This is a genomic window from Novisyntrophococcus fermenticellae, from assembly GCF_018866245.1.
Taxonomy (GTDB): Bacteria; Bacillota; Clostridia; order Lachnospirales; family Lachnospiraceae; genus Novisyntrophococcus; species Novisyntrophococcus fermenticellae.
This window is the reverse complement of the sequence record NZ_CP076458.1, coordinates 2,961,938-2,979,205: the sequence shown is the minus strand read 5'-3', so window position 1 is coordinate 2,979,205 and position 17,268 is coordinate 2,961,938. Positions and strand designations below refer to the sequence as shown.

At 42.4% G+C, this 17,268-nt stretch carries 13 protein-coding genes and 1 riboswitch; of the genes, 12 read left to right on the top strand and 1 reads right to left on the bottom strand.

Features of this window, described 5'->3' with window-relative positions; genetic code table 11:
* Window positions 1–651: 651 nt before the first annotated feature.
* The 7 genes from KNL20_RS13855 (at window position 652) to KNL20_RS13825 (ending at window position 9,262) form a co-directional block, all read left to right on the top strand.
* Window positions 652–1,545 (top strand): hypothetical protein, encoded by an 894-nt coding sequence (locus KNL20_RS13855; RefSeq protein ID WP_230398317.1) that lies wholly within the window; start codon window positions 652–654, stop codon window positions 1,543–1,545.
* Between the two features lie 230 nt (window positions 1,546–1,775).
* The gene (locus KNL20_RS13850; protein ID WP_230400124.1) at window positions 1,776–2,513 is read left to right on the top strand and encodes an ABC transporter ATP-binding protein; all 738 of its coding nucleotides are present in this window, start codon (window positions 1,776–1,778) and stop codon (window positions 2,511–2,513) included.
* A complete protein-coding gene (locus KNL20_RS13845; RefSeq protein ID WP_230398316.1) occupies window positions 2,503–4,113 on the top strand; it encodes a putative ABC transporter permease subunit in 1,611 nt (536 codons plus the stop codon). Before KNL20_RS13850 ends, KNL20_RS13845 begins: the two co-directional genes overlap by 11 nt.
* A 117-nt stretch (window positions 4,114–4,230) precedes the next feature.
* Window positions 4,231–4,719 carry a pyridoxamine 5'-phosphate oxidase family protein gene (locus tag KNL20_RS13840; protein WP_230398315.1) on the top strand — a complete coding sequence of 163 codons (489 nt, stop codon included), beginning with the start codon at window positions 4,231–4,233 and terminating at the stop codon, window positions 4,717–4,719.
* A gap of 88 nt (window positions 4,720–4,807) precedes the next feature.
* Entirely contained in the window at window positions 4,808–7,519 is a 2,712-nt protein-coding gene (locus KNL20_RS13835) for a translation factor GTPase family protein (protein WP_230398314.1), read from the top strand.
* Window positions 7,520–7,537: 18 nt separating this feature from the next.
* Complete coding sequence (locus KNL20_RS13830) at window positions 7,538–8,434, top strand: hypothetical protein (RefSeq protein WP_230398313.1); 897 nt, start codon at window positions 7,538–7,540, stop codon at window positions 8,432–8,434.
* A 78-nt stretch (window positions 8,435–8,512) separates the two neighbouring features.
* Window positions 8,513–9,262: a MerR family transcriptional regulator gene (locus KNL20_RS13825; protein ID WP_230398312.1), complete on the top strand. Its 750-nt coding sequence runs from the start codon at window positions 8,513–8,515 to the stop codon at window positions 9,260–9,262.
* Between the two features lie 270 nt (window positions 9,263–9,532).
* A riboswitch (cobalamin riboswitch) is annotated at window positions 9,533–9,720 on the bottom strand.
* A gap of 45 nt (window positions 9,721–9,765) precedes the next feature.
* Here KNL20_RS13825 and KNL20_RS13820 read toward each other — a convergent pair.
* On the bottom strand, window positions 9,766–10,335 hold the full coding sequence (locus KNL20_RS13820) for a flavodoxin family protein (RefSeq protein ID WP_230398311.1): 570 nt from the start codon (window positions 10,333–10,335) through the stop codon (window positions 9,766–9,768).
* Window positions 10,336–10,602: 267 nt separating this feature from the next.
* Here KNL20_RS13820 and KNL20_RS13815 point away from each other — a divergent pair, with 267 nt between their 5' ends.
* The 5 genes from KNL20_RS13815 to KNL20_RS13795 all read left to right on the top strand — a co-directional run bounded on the left by KNL20_RS13815 (window position 10,603) and on the right by KNL20_RS13795 (window position 17,250).
* On the top strand, window positions 10,603–12,429 hold the full coding sequence (locus KNL20_RS13815; RefSeq protein WP_230398310.1) for a cache domain-containing sensor histidine kinase: 1,827 nt from the start codon (window positions 10,603–10,605) through the stop codon (window positions 12,427–12,429).
* Window positions 12,404–13,996: a response regulator gene (locus KNL20_RS13810; RefSeq protein WP_230398309.1), complete on the top strand. Its 1,593-nt coding sequence runs from the start codon at window positions 12,404–12,406 to the stop codon at window positions 13,994–13,996. The genes KNL20_RS13815 and KNL20_RS13810 overlap by 26 nt, the downstream gene beginning before the upstream one ends.
* 197 nt (window positions 13,997–14,193) lie before the next feature.
* A complete protein-coding gene (locus KNL20_RS13805; protein ID WP_230398308.1) occupies window positions 14,194–15,513 on the top strand; it encodes an ABC transporter substrate-binding protein in 1,320 nt (439 codons plus the stop codon).
* A gap of 13 nt (window positions 15,514–15,526) precedes the next feature.
* On the top strand, window positions 15,527–16,411 hold the full coding sequence (locus KNL20_RS13800) for a carbohydrate ABC transporter permease (RefSeq protein WP_230398307.1): 885 nt from the start codon (window positions 15,527–15,529) through the stop codon (window positions 16,409–16,411).
* Window positions 16,408–17,250 carry a carbohydrate ABC transporter permease gene (locus tag KNL20_RS13795; RefSeq protein ID WP_230398306.1) on the top strand — a complete coding sequence of 281 codons (843 nt, stop codon included), beginning with the start codon at window positions 16,408–16,410 and terminating at the stop codon, window positions 17,248–17,250. The genes KNL20_RS13800 and KNL20_RS13795 overlap by 4 nt, the downstream gene beginning before the upstream one ends.
* The last annotated feature ends 18 nt before the right edge of the window (window positions 17,251–17,268 follow it).

Here is a 17,268-nt window from a genome sequence, read left to right as displayed (position 1 = left end):
TGGCAGCTTCTTTGATTGGGCTGGCATATTATAGAAAGCGCGGCTGGATTAAGAAGGGCGGAATCAAAAGGATATTTGTAAATTCTATATCTATGACGATGCCGTCAGGCATTGCGGTCATTGGACTTGTTATCATGTCAAAGCTTATGGATGGAACCGGGCAGACGATTGTGCTGGCTAATGGGATTGCCGGTGTGCTTGGAAGGGGTTTAATCAGACCGGAGAAATTATTGGCTGTCCCATTTTTCAGGATAGCATGCCCAGCCCTCTTCATATTAAAATCAGAACAGATAGTACGGAAGGGTATGTTCAATGCGAGAAATTAGCTTTATTAGATCTAAACGTAAGAGGCTTTTTAAAAATAGATAGAATTCTAATGGCTGACATCATCAACATAACAGATGCAGTATACGGTGGCGATCTGTTTTCGAAATACCTTCTGTTCCCGACCTTAATTATCCTTAAAAGTAAAGGATATTGAATCTGCTTTAGCAATTTAGAGCGTGATATTTCGATCTTCATACCCGAAGATGTTTGGGCAAATATCCGAAGGTGAAGTGCTAAAGTTTTGTTTGCCTATTCAGTAGTGAAATGGTACTATATAAGCAGATTAAAGAAAGCGAAAGACGAGAATATGAGAGGGAGATATTGATGAGGTGTGAGAAAGCAAGGAAATTTATTTTAGAAAATGCCAGACCTTTAGAATTGGCATTATTCAACTATTTTTTTGACAATGGACCGAAAGATAATGTGATAATGGAACTGGAGAAGTATCAGAATACGGATGGTGGTTTCGGTCATGGTTTAGAAGCTGATAATTGGAATCCAAATTCTAATCCAGTTGCGACCAATGATGCAATTATTACTCTTTACAGAATCGGTGCATTGGACAACACTAGTGAAATGGTGCAGGAAATCATCCGCTATCTATCTTCCCACGTTTCGTTTAATAAGGACCGGAAGCGTTGGCTGTTTGCAATTGACAGTAATAAGGATTATCCACATGCCATCTGGTGGGAAAAGGGAGAGAGCGACGGAATTCACGGCTTTAATCCCACGGTGTCTCTCGCAGCTTTCATGGTCTGTTTTGGAAACAGTAAGGAGTATTATGCACAGATTGTGCGGGATGCATTTTCTTATTTGCAGAATGCCGATGATATCGGAGGAGATGCTTTGAAGTGCTTCTTGTTGAGCTATGAACTCTTTTATGAAAATAATATTAGAAATGTGATAGACTTGAATGCGACATATTCTGTTTTATCTAAAAAAATAGGAAGTGCAATTTGCAAGGATCCTGAAAAATATGGTGTGGAGTATGTGCCAGTGCCCTCTGACTTTTTTGCAGGAATGTATGAAAGATTTATTACAAAAGAGATTCAAGGACTAATTGATATAGAATGCAAAACTCTTGAAAAGCTTCAGAAAACGGATGGTGGGTTCGACATTTCGTGGCAATGGTACAACAACTATTCAGAGTTTGAACAAGCAAGGAATTGGTGGCGTCCCAAAATTACAATTGACAAGCTTTTGTTCTCGAAAAGGTAAATCATAGAGAGAGTATAATTTATGATCCATCTGATTAGAGATTGATATTGCATAGGAGAAGCGTATTGGGATAGAGAAATTACAAGTGAGGCTTTCAAAGAAATTATTAAATTTTTGTTTGAGAAAGTTGCGTGTAACGTTATTAGAAGCAAGGAAAAATAATACAGGTATATGTGATATGGAGTTACCAGGAACATGTATAGTATGGAAAAGGGGGAGCAGAGATGAGTATTCTTGAGATTAATCATTTCAGTAAGACTTACAAGGGGACAAAGAAGGCAGTAGATAATCTGACGCTTACTGTTGAGTCTGGCGATATATATGCGTTCATCGGACACAATGGTGCCGGAAAGTCTACGACAATTCGTGCTATAGCCGGTATTCTGGATTTTGAAGAAGGGGATATCCTGATTGATGGAATGTCGATTAAGAGCCAGCCTTTGGAATGTAAATCAATCTTCGCATATATACCGGATAACCCTGATTTATTTGAACATCTTACGGGAATTGGTTATCTGAATTTTATTGCGGATATCTTTGGATTACCTGCTAAGAGCCGGGAGCAGGATATTCAAAAATATGGAGATGAATTTGAAATTACAGCAAATTTAGGAGACCTTATTTCTTCCTATTCACATGGGATGAAGCAAAAGCTGGCTATCATCGGTGCGTTAATTCACCATCCTAAGCTGATGATATTGGATGAGCCCTTTGTAGGATTAGACCCCAAAGCCACCGTGGTATTAAAGAATCAGATGCATAAATTGTGTAAAGAGGGTGGGGCGGTCTTCTTTTCCACACATATTCTGGATGTGGCGGAGAAACTTTGCACGAAAGTGGCGATGATTGACCATGGTAAACTGGTGGTAGAGGGAGATATGTCTTCTGTCCGCGGAAATGAATCCCTCGAAGAGTTGTTCCTGAATAAGGTAGACAGTGAGGAAGGTGGAAGGCGGAATGAAAAATAAATGTTTTCTTCTGGTTATCAATCGTCTGGCCGCCCAGACGGGAATCAATGAGATAAGATACGGAAAAGATTCAAAAAAACGAAACAATAAAATTCTGCTTCTGGTGACGATGCTTGTACTATTACCTATCATGGCTTTTTACATGGGTGCTGCGGCCTATGGTATGTGCTACCTGGGACTGGCGGAACTGGTACCGATTCTCAGCTTCTTCATCAGCAGCGTCGTTACACTGGTGTTTACGGTATTTAAAGCACCGGGAGAGCTTTTCGGCTACAGGGATTATGATTTTCTGATGTCAATTCCCGTGAAAACATCAACGGTTATAGCCAGTAGATTTATGAATCTTTACCTGTGGAATACCTTTCTATCCATACTGGTTATGCTTCCTATGGGTAGCGTATATGCAGTGTGGGAACGCCCGGATGCACAATCTTATCTAATATGGATTGTAGGAATGCTGATTGTCAGCCTGATACCAACTACAATATCGGTAATGACAGGGAGTCTTGTTACAGCCGTTTCTTCCCGCTTTAGACACTCTGGTATCGTGAGTGCAGCATTACTTTTATTGCTTACCTGTGCGATACTGGTGGGCTCGTTTTCACTATCTTTCAGCAGCATATCGATGGAAAATGGAAATTTGGATGCTGCATATATTAAGAAAATGCTGGATGAAACCATTCGTATACTTAAACGTGACTATCCGCCTGCCGGGCTTTTCAGCTTAGGAGTGCTCAGGGGAAACTTGCCTGCATTTTTGCTGCTGGCCGGATTATCCATTGGCTGCTATCTGCTGTTTGTATGGGCGATATCCTTTCGTTATAAGAAAATTAATTCGGCTGTTTCAGCCAGCTATGTGGCCTCAACCTACCACATACATGGGATAAAGCAAAAGAGTATATCTGGCGCCTTGTATCGGAAAGAAATTCGGCGCTGGACGGGATGCACCGTATACTTTACAAATACGGTGACAGGTGTAATGATGGCCATTCTTTTATCAGGGGCATTGATGCTGCTGGGTCCGGACAAGCTGGCAGAGCTTCTTAAAGAGCCGGCAGCAGCGAAATATATGTTACAGGCAGGTCCCTATGCAGCAGCAGCGTTTCTAGGCATGTGTTGTACAACGATGGCCTCCGTCTCGCTGGAGGGAAAAAGCCTTTGGATTCTTCAGAGTATGCCTGTAGACATGAAGGCTATTATGAACAGTAAAATTCTGGTCAACCTCACGGCTACGGTTCCGGGAGCGCTGATCAGTGCCACAATGCTTGTGATTGGGATGAAGCCGGGATTGGTGGGTGGGGTTGTTTATTATCTGCTTCTCCTGGCCTTTGGTGTTGGTACCGCTGTATGGGGTCTGCTCATCAATCTGATGATGCCGGATTATGAATGGGAAAGTGAGACACAGGTTGTAAAACAGAATTTTGCAGCATTTTTGGGGATGTTTCCTTTCATGCTGCTTGGAGTTCTGTTTGGAGCGGTTTCTGTGGTGCTGCCGGTGGATTACAGGCTGACAGGGCTTTGTATTTCCCTGCTGTTATTTGTTGGTTCATATATCTTGTATATATATATGTTAAAAAAATACAAAAAGATGCCAGTTTAATAATAAACTAAGTTTGGACGGTGCGTATGACTGGGGTACTCCTGTATGGTATAGTAGAGGAATGATTATGTGTCAGATTGCACGTTTTATTATTTCGTAAAGAAAGAGGGGTATTTTATGTTCAGACAGATGAGAAGAAAAAAGCAATTGTTACCCAGGGAAATATCAGAAGATATATTGCAAAACAGCTCAACAGGTATTTTAGGGGTCTTGGGCGATGAGGGCTATCCCTACACTGTTCCAGTAAATTATGTGTATGAAAACAATGCAATCTATTTTCATTGTGCCAAAGCAGGCCATAAATTAGATGCTATTAAAAAGGATAATAAAGTTTCCTTTTGTGTTATTGATAAAGAACAAATTGTTCCAGAAGAATTTACAACATATTTCAGAAGTGTCGTTGCATTTGGTAAAGCTGTAGAAATTACAGAAGATGATGAAAAATTAAGGGTCATGCGTCTGTTAAATTACAAATATGCTCCCGGTTTGGATGAAGCAGGGGAAAAGGAAATTCGGCGAGAATGGAGCATTTTATGTGTTTTAAAAATACAGGTGGAACATTTGACTGGTAAGGAAGCAGTAGAATTAGTAAAAAAACGTATCTAGTCATCTTTGAGGCATCATTTTGCAAAAAAGACTATTTCGTGATATTCTTAAAGAAAAAGATAACATTCATACGATAGGAAAATAGTCTATGACAGAAAATACAAAGAGGCTGGTTATAGGTATACTGGCGCATGTGGATGCCGGGAAGACAACACTGGCAGAGAGCATATTATATCTGACAGGAAGCATACGGAAATTAGGGCGGGTGGACCATAAGGATGCGTTCTTGGATACTTACGAGCTTGAAAAGGAGAGGGGTATTACCATATTTTCCAAACAGGCTGAGTTCACTTTGGGCGATACGGGAGTAACGCTTTTGGATACTCCGGGTCATGTGGATTTTTCTGCTGAAACGGAACGTACCCTGCGGGTCCTGGATTATGCTGTTTTAGTTATCAGCGGAGCAGATGGTGTACAGGGCCATGTGGAAACTTTGTGGCGGTTACTAAAGAAATACGGGATTCCAGTGTTTCTGTTTGTCAATAAGATGGATCAGTCCGGTACAGACAAGCGTCTGTTAATGCAAGAGTTAAGTAAGAGACTTGATGAACGATGTATAGATTTTACAGATCGTCCGGATAATGATGTATTTATGGAAAACCTGGCTATGTGTGATGAGCGGCTTCTGGAACATTACCTTAGCAGTGGAAGCATTGGCAAAGAAGAGATTGCGGAACTGATTCAAACCCGTAAAGTATTTCCCTGTTACTTCGGAGCTGCCCTTAAGATGCAGGGTGTGCAGGAGCTGCTGGATGGAATGAGATCATATATCCGGTGTCCCCGGTATTTCCGGGAATTTGGGGCAAAGGTATATAAAATAAGCAGGGATAATCAGGGAATCAGGCTGACTCATTTAAAAGTAACAGGAGGTGAATTAAAAGTAAAAACACTTTTGACCAATCATCCGTCTGATGAAAGCCTCAATGCGGAAGACGCAGTCTGGGAAGAGAAGGTGGATCAGATCAGGATTTATTCCGGTTCAGGCTACAAGAGTGTCAACGAAGTTCCGGCTGGGGCCATATGTGCAGTTACCGGCTTGAATCAAACGTATTCCGGTCAGGGTCTGGGAATAGAAGCAGGTGCCGGGTTTCCGGTTTTAGAACCGGTTCTGACGTATACGATAGGTTTTCCGGAGGGAACGGATGTGCACCTGATGCTTCGGAAACTGCGCGAGCTGGAGGAGGAAGAACCCTTACTTCATATCACCTGGGATGAGGAGCTGCAGGAGATTCATGCGCAGGTAATGGGAGAGGTGCAGATTGAAATCTTACGGGATCTTATTCAGGAAAGATTTAAAGTCGGGGCCTCCTTTGGTTCGGGAAGCATCGTATATAAGGAAACAATTGAAGAACCTGTGGAGGGGGTGGGGCATTTTGAACCGCTGCGGCACTATGCTGAAGTCCATCTGCTGTTGGAGCCGGGGTGCCCTGGCAGCGGCCTGCATTTTAAAAGCAGCTGTAGTGAGGATATGCTGGATAAAAACTGGCAGCGGCTGGTACTGAGCCATCTGGAAGAAAAAAATCATCGGGGAGTCCTGACAGGTTCTGAAATTACAGATATGGAAATCACCTTGACGGCCGGACGGGCCCATAAGAAACATACAGAAGGAGGAGATTTCCGGCAGGCAACTTACCGTGCGGTGCGGCAGGGACTTATGCAGGCAAAGTCCATCCTTTTGGAGCCGGTATATGCATATTGTCTGGAGGTACCCTCCGAAATGCTGGGAAGAGCAATTTCCGATATACAAAAGATGCATGGTACCTTTTTGGAACCTCAAATGGAAGGTGGGTATTCCATACTCACTGGAAGTGCACCGGTCATAACTATGAGGGATTATCAGATGGAGGTAATTGCGTACACAAAGGGGCGGGGAAGGCTGTCCTGTTTCCTGAAAGGGTATGAACCCTGTCACGACGCACAGGAGGTGATTAATGAAAAAGGCTATAACCCCGAACGGGATCTGGAGAATCCTTCTTCTTCTGTTTTCTGTTCTCATGGATCCGGGTTTGTGGTTCCCTGGGATAAAGTCAGGGATTACGCGCATGTGGAGCGCAGAGACGATGCGGTTCTGCATAAGGATTCGATTACAGATGCAGTGACGGTATCCCAGGGGTTGTCAAAGAGCCTGGAATTGGATAAGGAACTGCAGGAAATTTTTGAGCGTACCTATGGAACTGTAGAAAGAAAAAAATCCGGATTTACAAAAACCGCATATGTGACCGACCGGGCAAGTCAATCGGAAAGGCCATCAAAAAGAGATTCAGAAGAAGAGTACTTGCTGGTAGATGGATATAATATAATATTTGCATGGGAAGAATTAAAGGAACTGGCAGAGGCAGATCTGACCAGTGCAAGAAATAAATTGATGGATATCCTGTCCAACTATCAGGGGTATAAGAAGAATAACTTGATTCTGGTTTTTGATGCCTATAAAGTGGAAGGAAATCAAGGCAGTATTACAGATTATCATAATATTCATGTGGTATATACAAAAGAAGCGGAGACGGCAGATCAGTATATTGAGAAGACAGTACATGAAATAGGAAAAAAATATCGTGTTACGGTTGCAACCTCCGATGCGCTGGAGCAGCTTATCATCATGGGGCAGGGAGCCACTCGTATGTCGGCACAGGGTTTGAGAGAAGAAATACAGACGGCGGATATAGAAATCAGAAGCGGCTATCTGAATAAGCATAAAAGCAGTAAAAACTATCTTTTTGATCATCTTCCGGAGGATATGATTGAATACATGGAGGATGTACGGCTTGGAAAAAAGCCGGCAGATGAAAAATGGATTTAATGAAGAGGGGATGGGAATATGGATATCGTGTTACTTGTTATTTTTATTGCTTCGGATTTACTTGTGGTAGGGTGTTTTGCAGGTGTTTATGGAAAGAAGTATAAATATAAAGATGGTATGCTGTTAGGTGTCCACATTCCGGGCTATGCGGTGAATGAACCGGAAACCCAGAGTCTGATAAAAATCTATAGAGGAAAAAGCAGGATATTCTATATATCGAATCTGATATTCAGTATCGGAATCACTGCTCTTTACTTTTGGTATCTATCTGTATTCATGGTCGTCTGGAGTATATGGCTTATAGGATTTATCATACTCGGCACAGCCTTGGTATTCAGATACCACAAAAAGCTATATGATTTAAAGGTGGAAAAGAGCTGGCTGACCGGTTCTCCGACGGATGATGATGTATACTGGAAGAACGGCTGGTATAATAATCCGGAGGATGAGGATCTCTTGATTGAGGACCGGCTATGCAGCACCAATTTTTCTCTGAATATGGCAAAGACAAGTGCGAAGGTGCTGACTGGTATCCTGGTAACGGGAACGGTTCTGCTTTTGGTATGGATATGTGTCCTGCTTTTTAAGATGGATTTCACCAGAATTGATATGCGTGTTAATCAGAAGCAGGTAACGATAACAGCCGGTGCATATGACTATTCATTTTCACCGGAGGAGATTCAGGAGATTAAAGTGGTGAATCGGTTACCGAAGGACAATCTGCGCAGAGTGAACGGAGCTGCTACAGATGACAAACTGCTTGGAAAATTCCGGGAAAATACGGCCGGAGCGCTGAGACTTTATATTAACCGGGGATATACCCCGATATTAAAGATTGTACTTCCAGAGCTAACCATATATATAAATAGTAAAGAACAAGGTGATGTGGAGACATGGTATCAGGAATTAAAGTGAATCTGAGAAATCTCTGCAATTAGCGGTTGACTTTGACGCTGCGTCATAGAGTAGGATGAACATGAGGTGAGAAGAGAGATGAAATTAACAATCAGTGAAGCAGCCAGAAAATGTGGTATCAGTGTGCGCACACTCCATTATTACGATGCAATAGGACTGGTAAAACCCTCAGAGACAGGAGAGAACGGGTATCGGTATTATGATCAGGAGTCCCTGTCGGTGCTTCAGCAGGTATTGTTTTACCGGGAACTGGAATTTTCTTTGAAGGAAATCTCGAATCTCCTCAAAAAACCTGATTATGATAAAAAACAGGCACTGTGTAACCACCGGGAGCTTTTATTGCTGAAACGAGAGCATCTGGATGAATTGCTGTGTCTTGTGGATGAGACGATTAAAGGAGAGACTATGAGTAAGCTAAGGACAACAAACGAGGATATTGAAAGAGCGAAGCAGAAATATGCCCGGGAAGCCAGAGAACGCTATGGCGATACGGAGGCCTATCAGGAAAGTGAAAAGCGGTATGCCGCGTATTCTGATGACGATAAGGCAAGGATGGGAGCAGAGATGGATGAAATCTTCGAAGGATTTGCATCTATGGTTAATCAGGATCCGGGAAAGGACGAAGCACAGAGACTGGTGAAGGAGTGGCAGGATCATATAAGCAGATATTCTTATCCATGTACAAAAGAAATACTGGCAGGGTTGGGAGAAATGTATGTAGCAGATGAACGATTTACAAAAAATCTTGATAAGTATGGGGAAGGTACGGCTCGGTTTATGAGTGATGCCATTAGGATTTACTGCAGCGGCCCGCACAAAGAAAAGTAACAAAAAAAGCCATCTTCAGCTTCTGATTTGAGAATATAAAATTAATCGGGGAATAACTTCGCTGTCAGCTTCACTGTTAGCGGAAAACCCAGACCAACACGTTGCGGAGGAGGTGGTACGGGATTATACAGTGACAGTGACAGACGAAGTATTCGCCCTGCCGTTTAATGCAATGCATAAATTCCGCTCCAAGGTATTCTGCCGGGATATATATCACCTAACAGGTATTCCATATCGTGTGGATAGATGGAAAACTTTTCTCGGAAGCTTCAACCTTACACAAGATAAGCAGGTTTCCTGGCTTACAGATCATCGCTTGACACGCCTTCTCATACTTTCGAAGTACAATGGCTCCTGTGCCTTGCTCCCTGATTACAGTGACCGGATCGCTTGGGATTCTCACCCAGATTCCCTCTTCACCACTAACGTCGTGATGCACTTAAATTGTTGATATGGAATTTATACATGCGTTTATTATAGCATTATTGACGAAACTCGTCAAATCAAATTTTTTCACAAAATCCATTTAAAAGCTGAGCCAATTGTCGTGCCCGCATAAGAGCCGGCTTATTTTCTGCCGCCGGCAGTGTGTCTGTTTTTTTGGCATAGACGGTACCGATACATTCGGTTTCCATATGTTCGAAGGCAAATCTGGTAACACCCTCTATCAATAATTCCATATTCATCCACCGGTTACCGGATGTCACCAAAAGAGCACCATACTTTCTTTTGGGCTTCTCTTCTTTATTTTTCCTGATAAAGCTGTTAGACCAGTAGGACTGAAGCCGGGTAAACATTGTATACATCGGAGCTGATACCGTGCCGAAGTGCATGGGAGTAGCAATAATTACTGCATCACAGACATCTATGTAGTCATATAAAGGAATCATATCATCTTTAATGGAACACCCCCTTCTCTTGTGGCAATAACCACAGTCAATACAAGGTGCAATATCTGCATGATAACAATCTACAAACTTTACTTCTCCGTGTAATTCACTTAGCATGGCATCCAAAAGATGCTTTGTGTGGCCGTCAGCTTTTGGCGAGCCGTATAATACCAGAGTTTTCATTGGTTTTCCCCGTTTCAAAATATGCATGACCTTTTGTCCCTGGCATCATAATATCACCAAAAGGCATTGGGGTCAAAAGAATAGTAACATGTAGCTTTATTTTTCGTACTTTTAATAAATGCATAGAATCCACGAATTTTCTGTGCTATAATGTCAATAGATTTTCAGATGTACCTGCCAGTGTGTCTGTAATCCTGCTTATGCCCTCGGTTGATAGAATTGTTTTATTTCGATATATACAAAGAGAGTGAGGAAGGTATTATCGCGATGATTGCATTTATCAAGAGCAGGCTGAAAAACATGAGGATTTTCTATAAGTTATTTTTTTCCTGTCTATTGGTCACTTTATTGATCTCATTCATATCAGGAGGCATTACGTATTACATTGCTTCCAACATTATCCTGAACAAAACAATCATACAGACGGAGGAGACAGTCCGTCAGATTTCAGAAAACTACGATTCTTTTATGAAACAAATTTTTAACAAGATGGAATATCTGGCATTTAATCCTACTGTCCAGGAGGAATTAATCTACGGAAGACCGGGTGTGGGGGAAGAAGGTTATTACAGCGGAACACGAAAGGTAAAGCGTTTAATGGTCCAGATGTATGACAGCATACATATGGAAGACATGGAGATTTATAGTTACAATGGAAAAGAATATTTTTGTTCCGTACAAAATCAGCCTCCTGATTTGCCAAATGCCGAGGAGTTAAAGAAAAAAGCCTGTGAAAATATTGGAGCCATTATCTGCGTCAATGATTTGGATTACAGCGGGAATCTGCAGGTATTAAAAGAAATAAAAGACACGCTTTCCCTGCAGCCGCTGGGTGTTTTGCGAACTTCAATCCGTCTTTCCTCCCTGCAGAAAATACAGAGAAATGTGGATTTTGCTTCTTCTGGAAAAATACTCTTATTGGACGATGAGAATAAGCTGATACTGGGAGAGGAATCAGAATTGACGCAAAAGGCCCGTCAGTTATTCGTGAATTGGGAAGACTCGTTTCAATATGAAATCGATGGAACTTTGTATCAGGTTGTGTATCAGGTATCTCAGGATACCAGATGGAAGACAATTGGAATTCTTCCGGTCAGAGAAATTTCCAAATCCATCATGCCTTTGCAGATGGGGACCGGAGCTGCGGTATTGTCCGGCATACTGCTCAGCCTGTTCCTTTCGGCAGCGATGTCATTTATCCTGGGAGGCCCTATAAAAAATACAGCAGGTGCTCTGAATCGTTTTTCCAAGGGGGACTTCACTGTCCGGCTGGATGCAGAGCGTAAGGATGAATTTGGTGAAATGAATCTGGTTTTTAATTCTACTATAGAGAAGGTGGAACAACTGCTGGATGAGATTTCTCATAGCCGGATCCTCAATAAGGAAATGGAATTTAAGGCTTTACAGGCACAGATTAATCCTCATTTCCTTTACAATGCTCTGGATACTATTAACTGGATGGCACGTAAAGAAGAGAAGGAGGAAATCTGTGACATGATAAGTGCTGTCAGCAACCTTTTACGCATCAGCATCAGCAACAAGGAAACTGTTTTCACGATAGAGAAAGAGCTACGCTATGTGAAGGATTATCTTTATATACAAAATACCCGATACCGGAATCGTTTTGAAGTCGTTTTTGACGTGGAGCCAGAGGTTGCCGGACAGATGATTCCAAAACTTACCATCCAGCCGTTGGTTGAAAATGCGATTGTTCACAGCGTTGAAATCAGCAAAAACAGAACGATTTTAACAATCTCCTGTCACAGGAAAGACGAGAACGTGGAAATCATTGTATCGGATACAGGGGTGGGCATCCCGGAGGAGACCTTGCACAGGCTGCAGCAGAATTCTGCCGCCGGAAAGGCGGATAGTAAAAAGGCGGGACATACCGGACTGGGTATCTATGCAGTATCCCAGAGGGTGAAATATCTTTACGGAAATGACTATGGCCTGACAATTTTCTCTGAACCTGGAAAGGGAACCCGCGCGATTATACGGTTCCCCTTTCAAACCGATTTGGATGAATTGTCAGTTTTGACAGAAAAATTGTCGTATAGGAGGCCGGACGATGAAATTGACAGTACTGATTCTTGATGATGAACCGATTATATTAGAAGGACTTTGCTCCTTTCCATGGGATATGTATGGCTGCCATGTAACGGGAAGTGCCACGGAAGGTAGTGAAGGGCTTGAACTGGTGGATAGATTTCACCCGGATATCATTTTGAGTGATATCAAAATGCCAGGGATGGATGGTCTGGAATTTTCCAAAAGAGTAAAAAAAGCATGGCCGGATACGGAAATTATTCTTCTCACAGGATATGACAACTTTTCTTTTGCCCAGCAGGCCCTTCATATAGGTGTCTGCGAATATCTGCTTAAACCGGTAAATTTTCGTGAAATGCATGCTGTTATTGAAAAGGTATCTGACCGTATCCGCAAGCGGCGTGCGCATAAAAAAGATTATACAGAATTAAGGAAGAAATATCAGCAGTCGCTTCCGCTTTTAAAGAGCAAGATGGTCTCGGATCTGATTCATGGACGATTGAAAGACCGTATCGATATGAAGAAACGTATGGAGCTTCTGGACATCAAAATCATGCAATATGTTCTTGTATATGGAAGACCTGAAAATTCGGAAAGTCAGGATCTGGAACCTGGCCTGTTTGATTTTGTAATCTGCAATATCTGCGAAGAATTCTTAAAACAGGTCAGCTTGCAGGTATATTCTGAGACAGATACACTTGGGTACTGCTTTGTGGTGACATTTCCCCGGATTACGGATGGCAGGGACTGTGAGAACCATTGTGTACAGGCCTGTGAACAGATTCAGGAAAGTATTCTTTCTGTGATTCATACGGATATTTCCTTTGGCATCAGTGGGGTGCAGAAGGACCCATATTCCATGAATCTGTCTTATAAACAGGCTGTTGATGCCTGTGAACAGAGCATCTACATGGGGGATGGGTCAAGTATTCTGGAGTACAGAGATGTGGCAGATATACAACTTCCGGTATGGAATATTACTTCCGGAGAGAAAAAGCTGCTGATTTCTGAAATAGTCCGTGGAAATATCGAAACGGCCAGAAACCTTATCAATCAGATTTTCGAAGAATGCCTGGATTTGGAAGCGATGCGGTATGCTGCCATGGAATTACTGATAAGCTGTTTGCAATATATAGGTCATGAATCTGTAAATTTTCATTCTGATATGAAAAAAAACACGATATTTGCCGAGTGCATGAGCCGTATTTATGCGGGACATTCCCGCAGGGAGCTTATGGAGACACTTAAAAAGGCCCTTGGCTATCTGTCAGATCAGAACAGGTGCGTTCAGCTTGACCGGAATCAACAGACGGTACAAAGGATTCTGGAATACATAGAAGAACGTTATAGTGAGGATCTGTCTTTGGATTCTCTTTCCGAGCATTTCAAGATCAGCAAGACCTATATTAACAGGCTCCTCAAGAACCATGCCGGCAGCAGCTTCCTGGAAATTCTTCTGGACTGCCGCATGAATAAGGCAAAAGATCTGATTATGGAGAACAAATATAAAATATATGAAGTTGCCGAGAAGGTGGGATATCATGATTTAAGTCATTTTATCAGGTCATTTAAGAAAAAATATGGCGTTACACCCAATGCCTATCGCAGAATATGAAAAAAATGTACACTCCGCAGCAAGAGTGTACATTTTTCATATCTTTTGTACCCAAATCTTCTGTTTCTGGCAGAATTTCTTATTTTGCTTTAGAGTTGATACATATATACTGTTCTTATCGAAATAAAACAGAACCGATAACCGAAGGGTATCTGGAAAAACGCAGGCATAGACCGGCAAAAAAGGGAGGAAAAGATATGAGAGCAAAGAAAATCGCAGCATTGGCTCTGGCAGGAGTCATGCTTATATCCACCGTATTAGCGGGATGTGGGAAGGAAACATCCTCTGGTTCGGAAAACAATTCCGGCAATAAGAGTGCCGGAGAGAGAAAGAAAATCACGGCTCTTATAAGAGGGAGCGAAACATCTACCACGTATATCGTTCTTAAAAAGCTTCTGACAAAGTTCAGTGAGGAAAAAGGTCTGGAGCCGCCGGAATTTGAGCTGGTGAGCGGGGATGCTGATTATGTGACAAAGCTGCAGCTATATATTAACAGCAATGCGCTGCCGGATATCTATGGATGTGCAAATGGTGCACTTTCAAAGGCGGCGAAGGACATTGATTCCATCGTAAACATAGGAGATGAGCTGGAGCGTATCGGAAAAAAAGAAGATATGAACAAGGCGGTATATGATTTCTTCAAGGATGCGGATGACGGCAATGTATATCTGTTTCCGGAGAGTCTGAATTGTGAGTTTTTCCTGTATAGGAAGGATATTTTTAAAAAATACAACCTGGAGACTCCGAAAACATGGAACGAATTTCTGGAACTCTGTAAAACTTTAAAGGACAAGGGTGAAATCCCGTTGATTGTGGCAGGCAAAGAAAACTGGCAGCTGATGAGATATCTGTCATTTGCTCCCTGGCGCATGACGAAGGATCAGTTTATTCTGGATTACATAGGACAAAAAGAAAAATTCCAGACGAATACTGCTGCGAAATCAGGCGCTGAGCTTCTATATACGCTGGGAACGGAAGGATATTTCCAGGGTGGATTCTTAAGTACGGATTATACGGCCGCTACCGATTTGTTTTTTGGAGGCACCGGCTGTATGTGGTACAGTGGTTCTGGTCAGATTACCCAGGCCAGTGAAATGTACGCAAATGGTGAATTAGGTTTCTTCCCTGTGCCGGATGTGGACGGAGAGGAGGATATGGATACGAACACTCCGATTCACGGCGGATTCGGGACAGCATTCAATGTTCAGACCTATGATGATACCATGAAAGAGTTTTTTCAGTATATGTGCGAAAATTATTCAGAAGCTTGCTATAATGATGCAAAGGTGTTTTCACCGTTTAACGATCCGATGCCGGAAGGTCTGGATCCGATGTTCTATGACTTGCAGCCGTTGTTTGAAAAAGCTACGGATGCATGGGTATCCTGGGATGACAAGCTGGATTCTGCAACCCTCACGAATCTGGTGGATGAACAGCAAAAGCTGGCCCAGGGGAAGGAGACTCCGGAGGAGTTCGAGGCTGCAGCCGATCAGTTTATCATAAATAACAGCAAATAGAAAGGAAAGCACTATGCAAAATTCATTTGGGCGAAAAAAAGTTATCCTTATGTTTCTGCTTCCCGCTTTCATTATCTATACACTGTTTGTTGTGGTCTCTGTTATATGGGCAGGATATTACAGCCTGTTTGACTGGAGCGGAGTAGGTGACAAGACATTTCTTGGGATTCGGAATTATGTACATCTTTTTACAAAGGATACAATCTTTTGGTCTACGGCCGCTCATACATTGGTTTACACCATTATCTGTATCCTGATTCAGGTATTCGGCGGTCTTGTATTCGCTATATTTCTGACCCGCATCACCAGGTTTCGTGCGGGTCTGCAGACCCTGTACTATGTGCCGGTTGTCATCTCATCTGTGGCAATCTGCCAGATTTTTACAAAGCTTTTGTCTGTGACTCCAATCGGTGTAATCAATGCGGTACTAAGCATATTTAATCCTGACCTGGCCTTTATGGAATGGATATCCAATGACGCATTGTCCCTGCCCGTGGCAGCATTTGTAGAAGGTTATAAATACCTGGGGCTGTACATGGTTATCTTTTATGCGGCATTAATCGGTGTTCCGAAGGAGCTGGAGGAGGCAGCTATTGTAGATGGAGCCAATGTGGTTCAACAATACCTCCATGTAAAAATTCCTTATATAAGACCCGTAATTGTGGCAAACTGCGTCCTGGTATTGAACGGATCCTTACGCTCCTTTGACATTTCGTATCTGTTAACAAAGGGAGGCCCGGGAAATTCTTCGGAGCTGATGTCCACATATATGTATAAGCAGGCATTTACGAGTATGAAGTATGGGTATGGAAGTGCGGTCGCCATGGCAATTGTGGCAATCTGCCTGATTGTCGGTCTCGTGTTTCGAAAGATTACAGAAAGGGGTGACGAGGAGTGAGCCGGAGTACAAAAAAACATATATTTGCGGCATTAAAGATTATTGTTGCCGGTGTGCTGCTGATTTTTCAGGTTTACCCCATTTTCTATGTGATAATGTCCAGCATGAAGACAACAGAAGACTTCCGGAAACTGGCTTCTTACGCACTTCCCGGCTCTGTGAATTTCAGCAATTATATCAAGGTATTTACGACGAGTCCTATGGTGACATATTTTAAAAATAGTATTATAATCACCGTAGGAGTCCTGATTCCTTTACTGCTTATCAGCTTTATGGCGGGGTTTGCTTTGAGTAAGATTCAATTTAAGGGAAATAAAAAAGTATTATCCTATTTCCTGCTGGGACTGATGCTGCCCTTTCAGGTAGCTTTGATCCCACTGTTTACAATTTTCAATAAGTTGAATCTTTTAAATACCTATCCGGCAGTTATTCTGCCTCAGATTGCATTTTCTCTGTCTTATTCGATTCAGCTTTTTTACTCCTTCAGTAAATTCCTGCCGGATGAGATTATGGAGGCGGCGATTATCGATGGGTGTACACCTTTTAAGACATTTTTTAAAATTGTATTCCCAATGTCCACCAATTCTCTTCTAACGGTGGCCACTATGCAGGGGGTCTTCACGTGGAACGATTTCATCAACGCATATACCTTTACCCGTTCGACCAATATGAAGACAGTGACATTGGGATTGAATGATTTTGTGGGTTTCATGGGAACTACGGATTGGGGAGCGACCTTTGCGGCGATTACTGTAACCGTCCTTCCTACCTTCCTGTTTTATTTCTTTACCAATAAGTACATGCTCGGCGGACTTACAGCCGGAGCAGTAAAAGGTTAGAATATCAAAATGAACATA

Excerpts from the sequence above, each read along its gene's own strand:
- KNL20_RS13855 (WP_230398317.1), top strand. The coding sequence starts at position 652 with ATGAGGTGTGAGAAAGCAAGGAAATTTATTTTAGAAAATGCCAGACCT.
- KNL20_RS13845 (WP_230398316.1), top strand. The coding sequence starts at position 2,503 with ATGAAAAATAAATGTTTTCTTCTGGTTATCAATCGTCTGGCCGCCCAG.
- KNL20_RS13840 (WP_230398315.1), top strand. The coding sequence starts at position 4,231 with ATGTTCAGACAGATGAGAAGAAAAAAGCAATTGTTACCCAGGGAAATA.
- KNL20_RS13835 (WP_230398314.1), top strand. The coding sequence starts at position 4,808 with ATGACAGAAAATACAAAGAGGCTGGTTATAGGTATACTGGCGCATGTG.
- KNL20_RS13830 (WP_230398313.1), top strand. The coding sequence starts at position 7,538 with ATGGATATCGTGTTACTTGTTATTTTTATTGCTTCGGATTTACTTGTG.
- KNL20_RS13825 (WP_230398312.1), top strand. The coding sequence starts at position 8,513 with ATGAAATTAACAATCAGTGAAGCAGCCAGAAAATGTGGTATCAGTGTG.
- KNL20_RS13820 (WP_230398311.1), bottom strand. The coding sequence starts at position 10,335 with ATGAAAACTCTGGTATTATACGGCTCGCCAAAAGCTGACGGCCACACA.
- KNL20_RS13815 (WP_230398310.1), top strand. The coding sequence starts at position 10,603 with ATGATTGCATTTATCAAGAGCAGGCTGAAAAACATGAGGATTTTCTAT.
- KNL20_RS13810 (WP_230398309.1), top strand. The coding sequence starts at position 12,404 with ATGAAATTGACAGTACTGATTCTTGATGATGAACCGATTATATTAGAA.
- KNL20_RS13805 (WP_230398308.1), top strand. The coding sequence starts at position 14,194 with ATGAGAGCAAAGAAAATCGCAGCATTGGCTCTGGCAGGAGTCATGCTT.
- KNL20_RS13800 (WP_230398307.1), top strand. The coding sequence starts at position 15,527 with ATGCAAAATTCATTTGGGCGAAAAAAAGTTATCCTTATGTTTCTGCTT.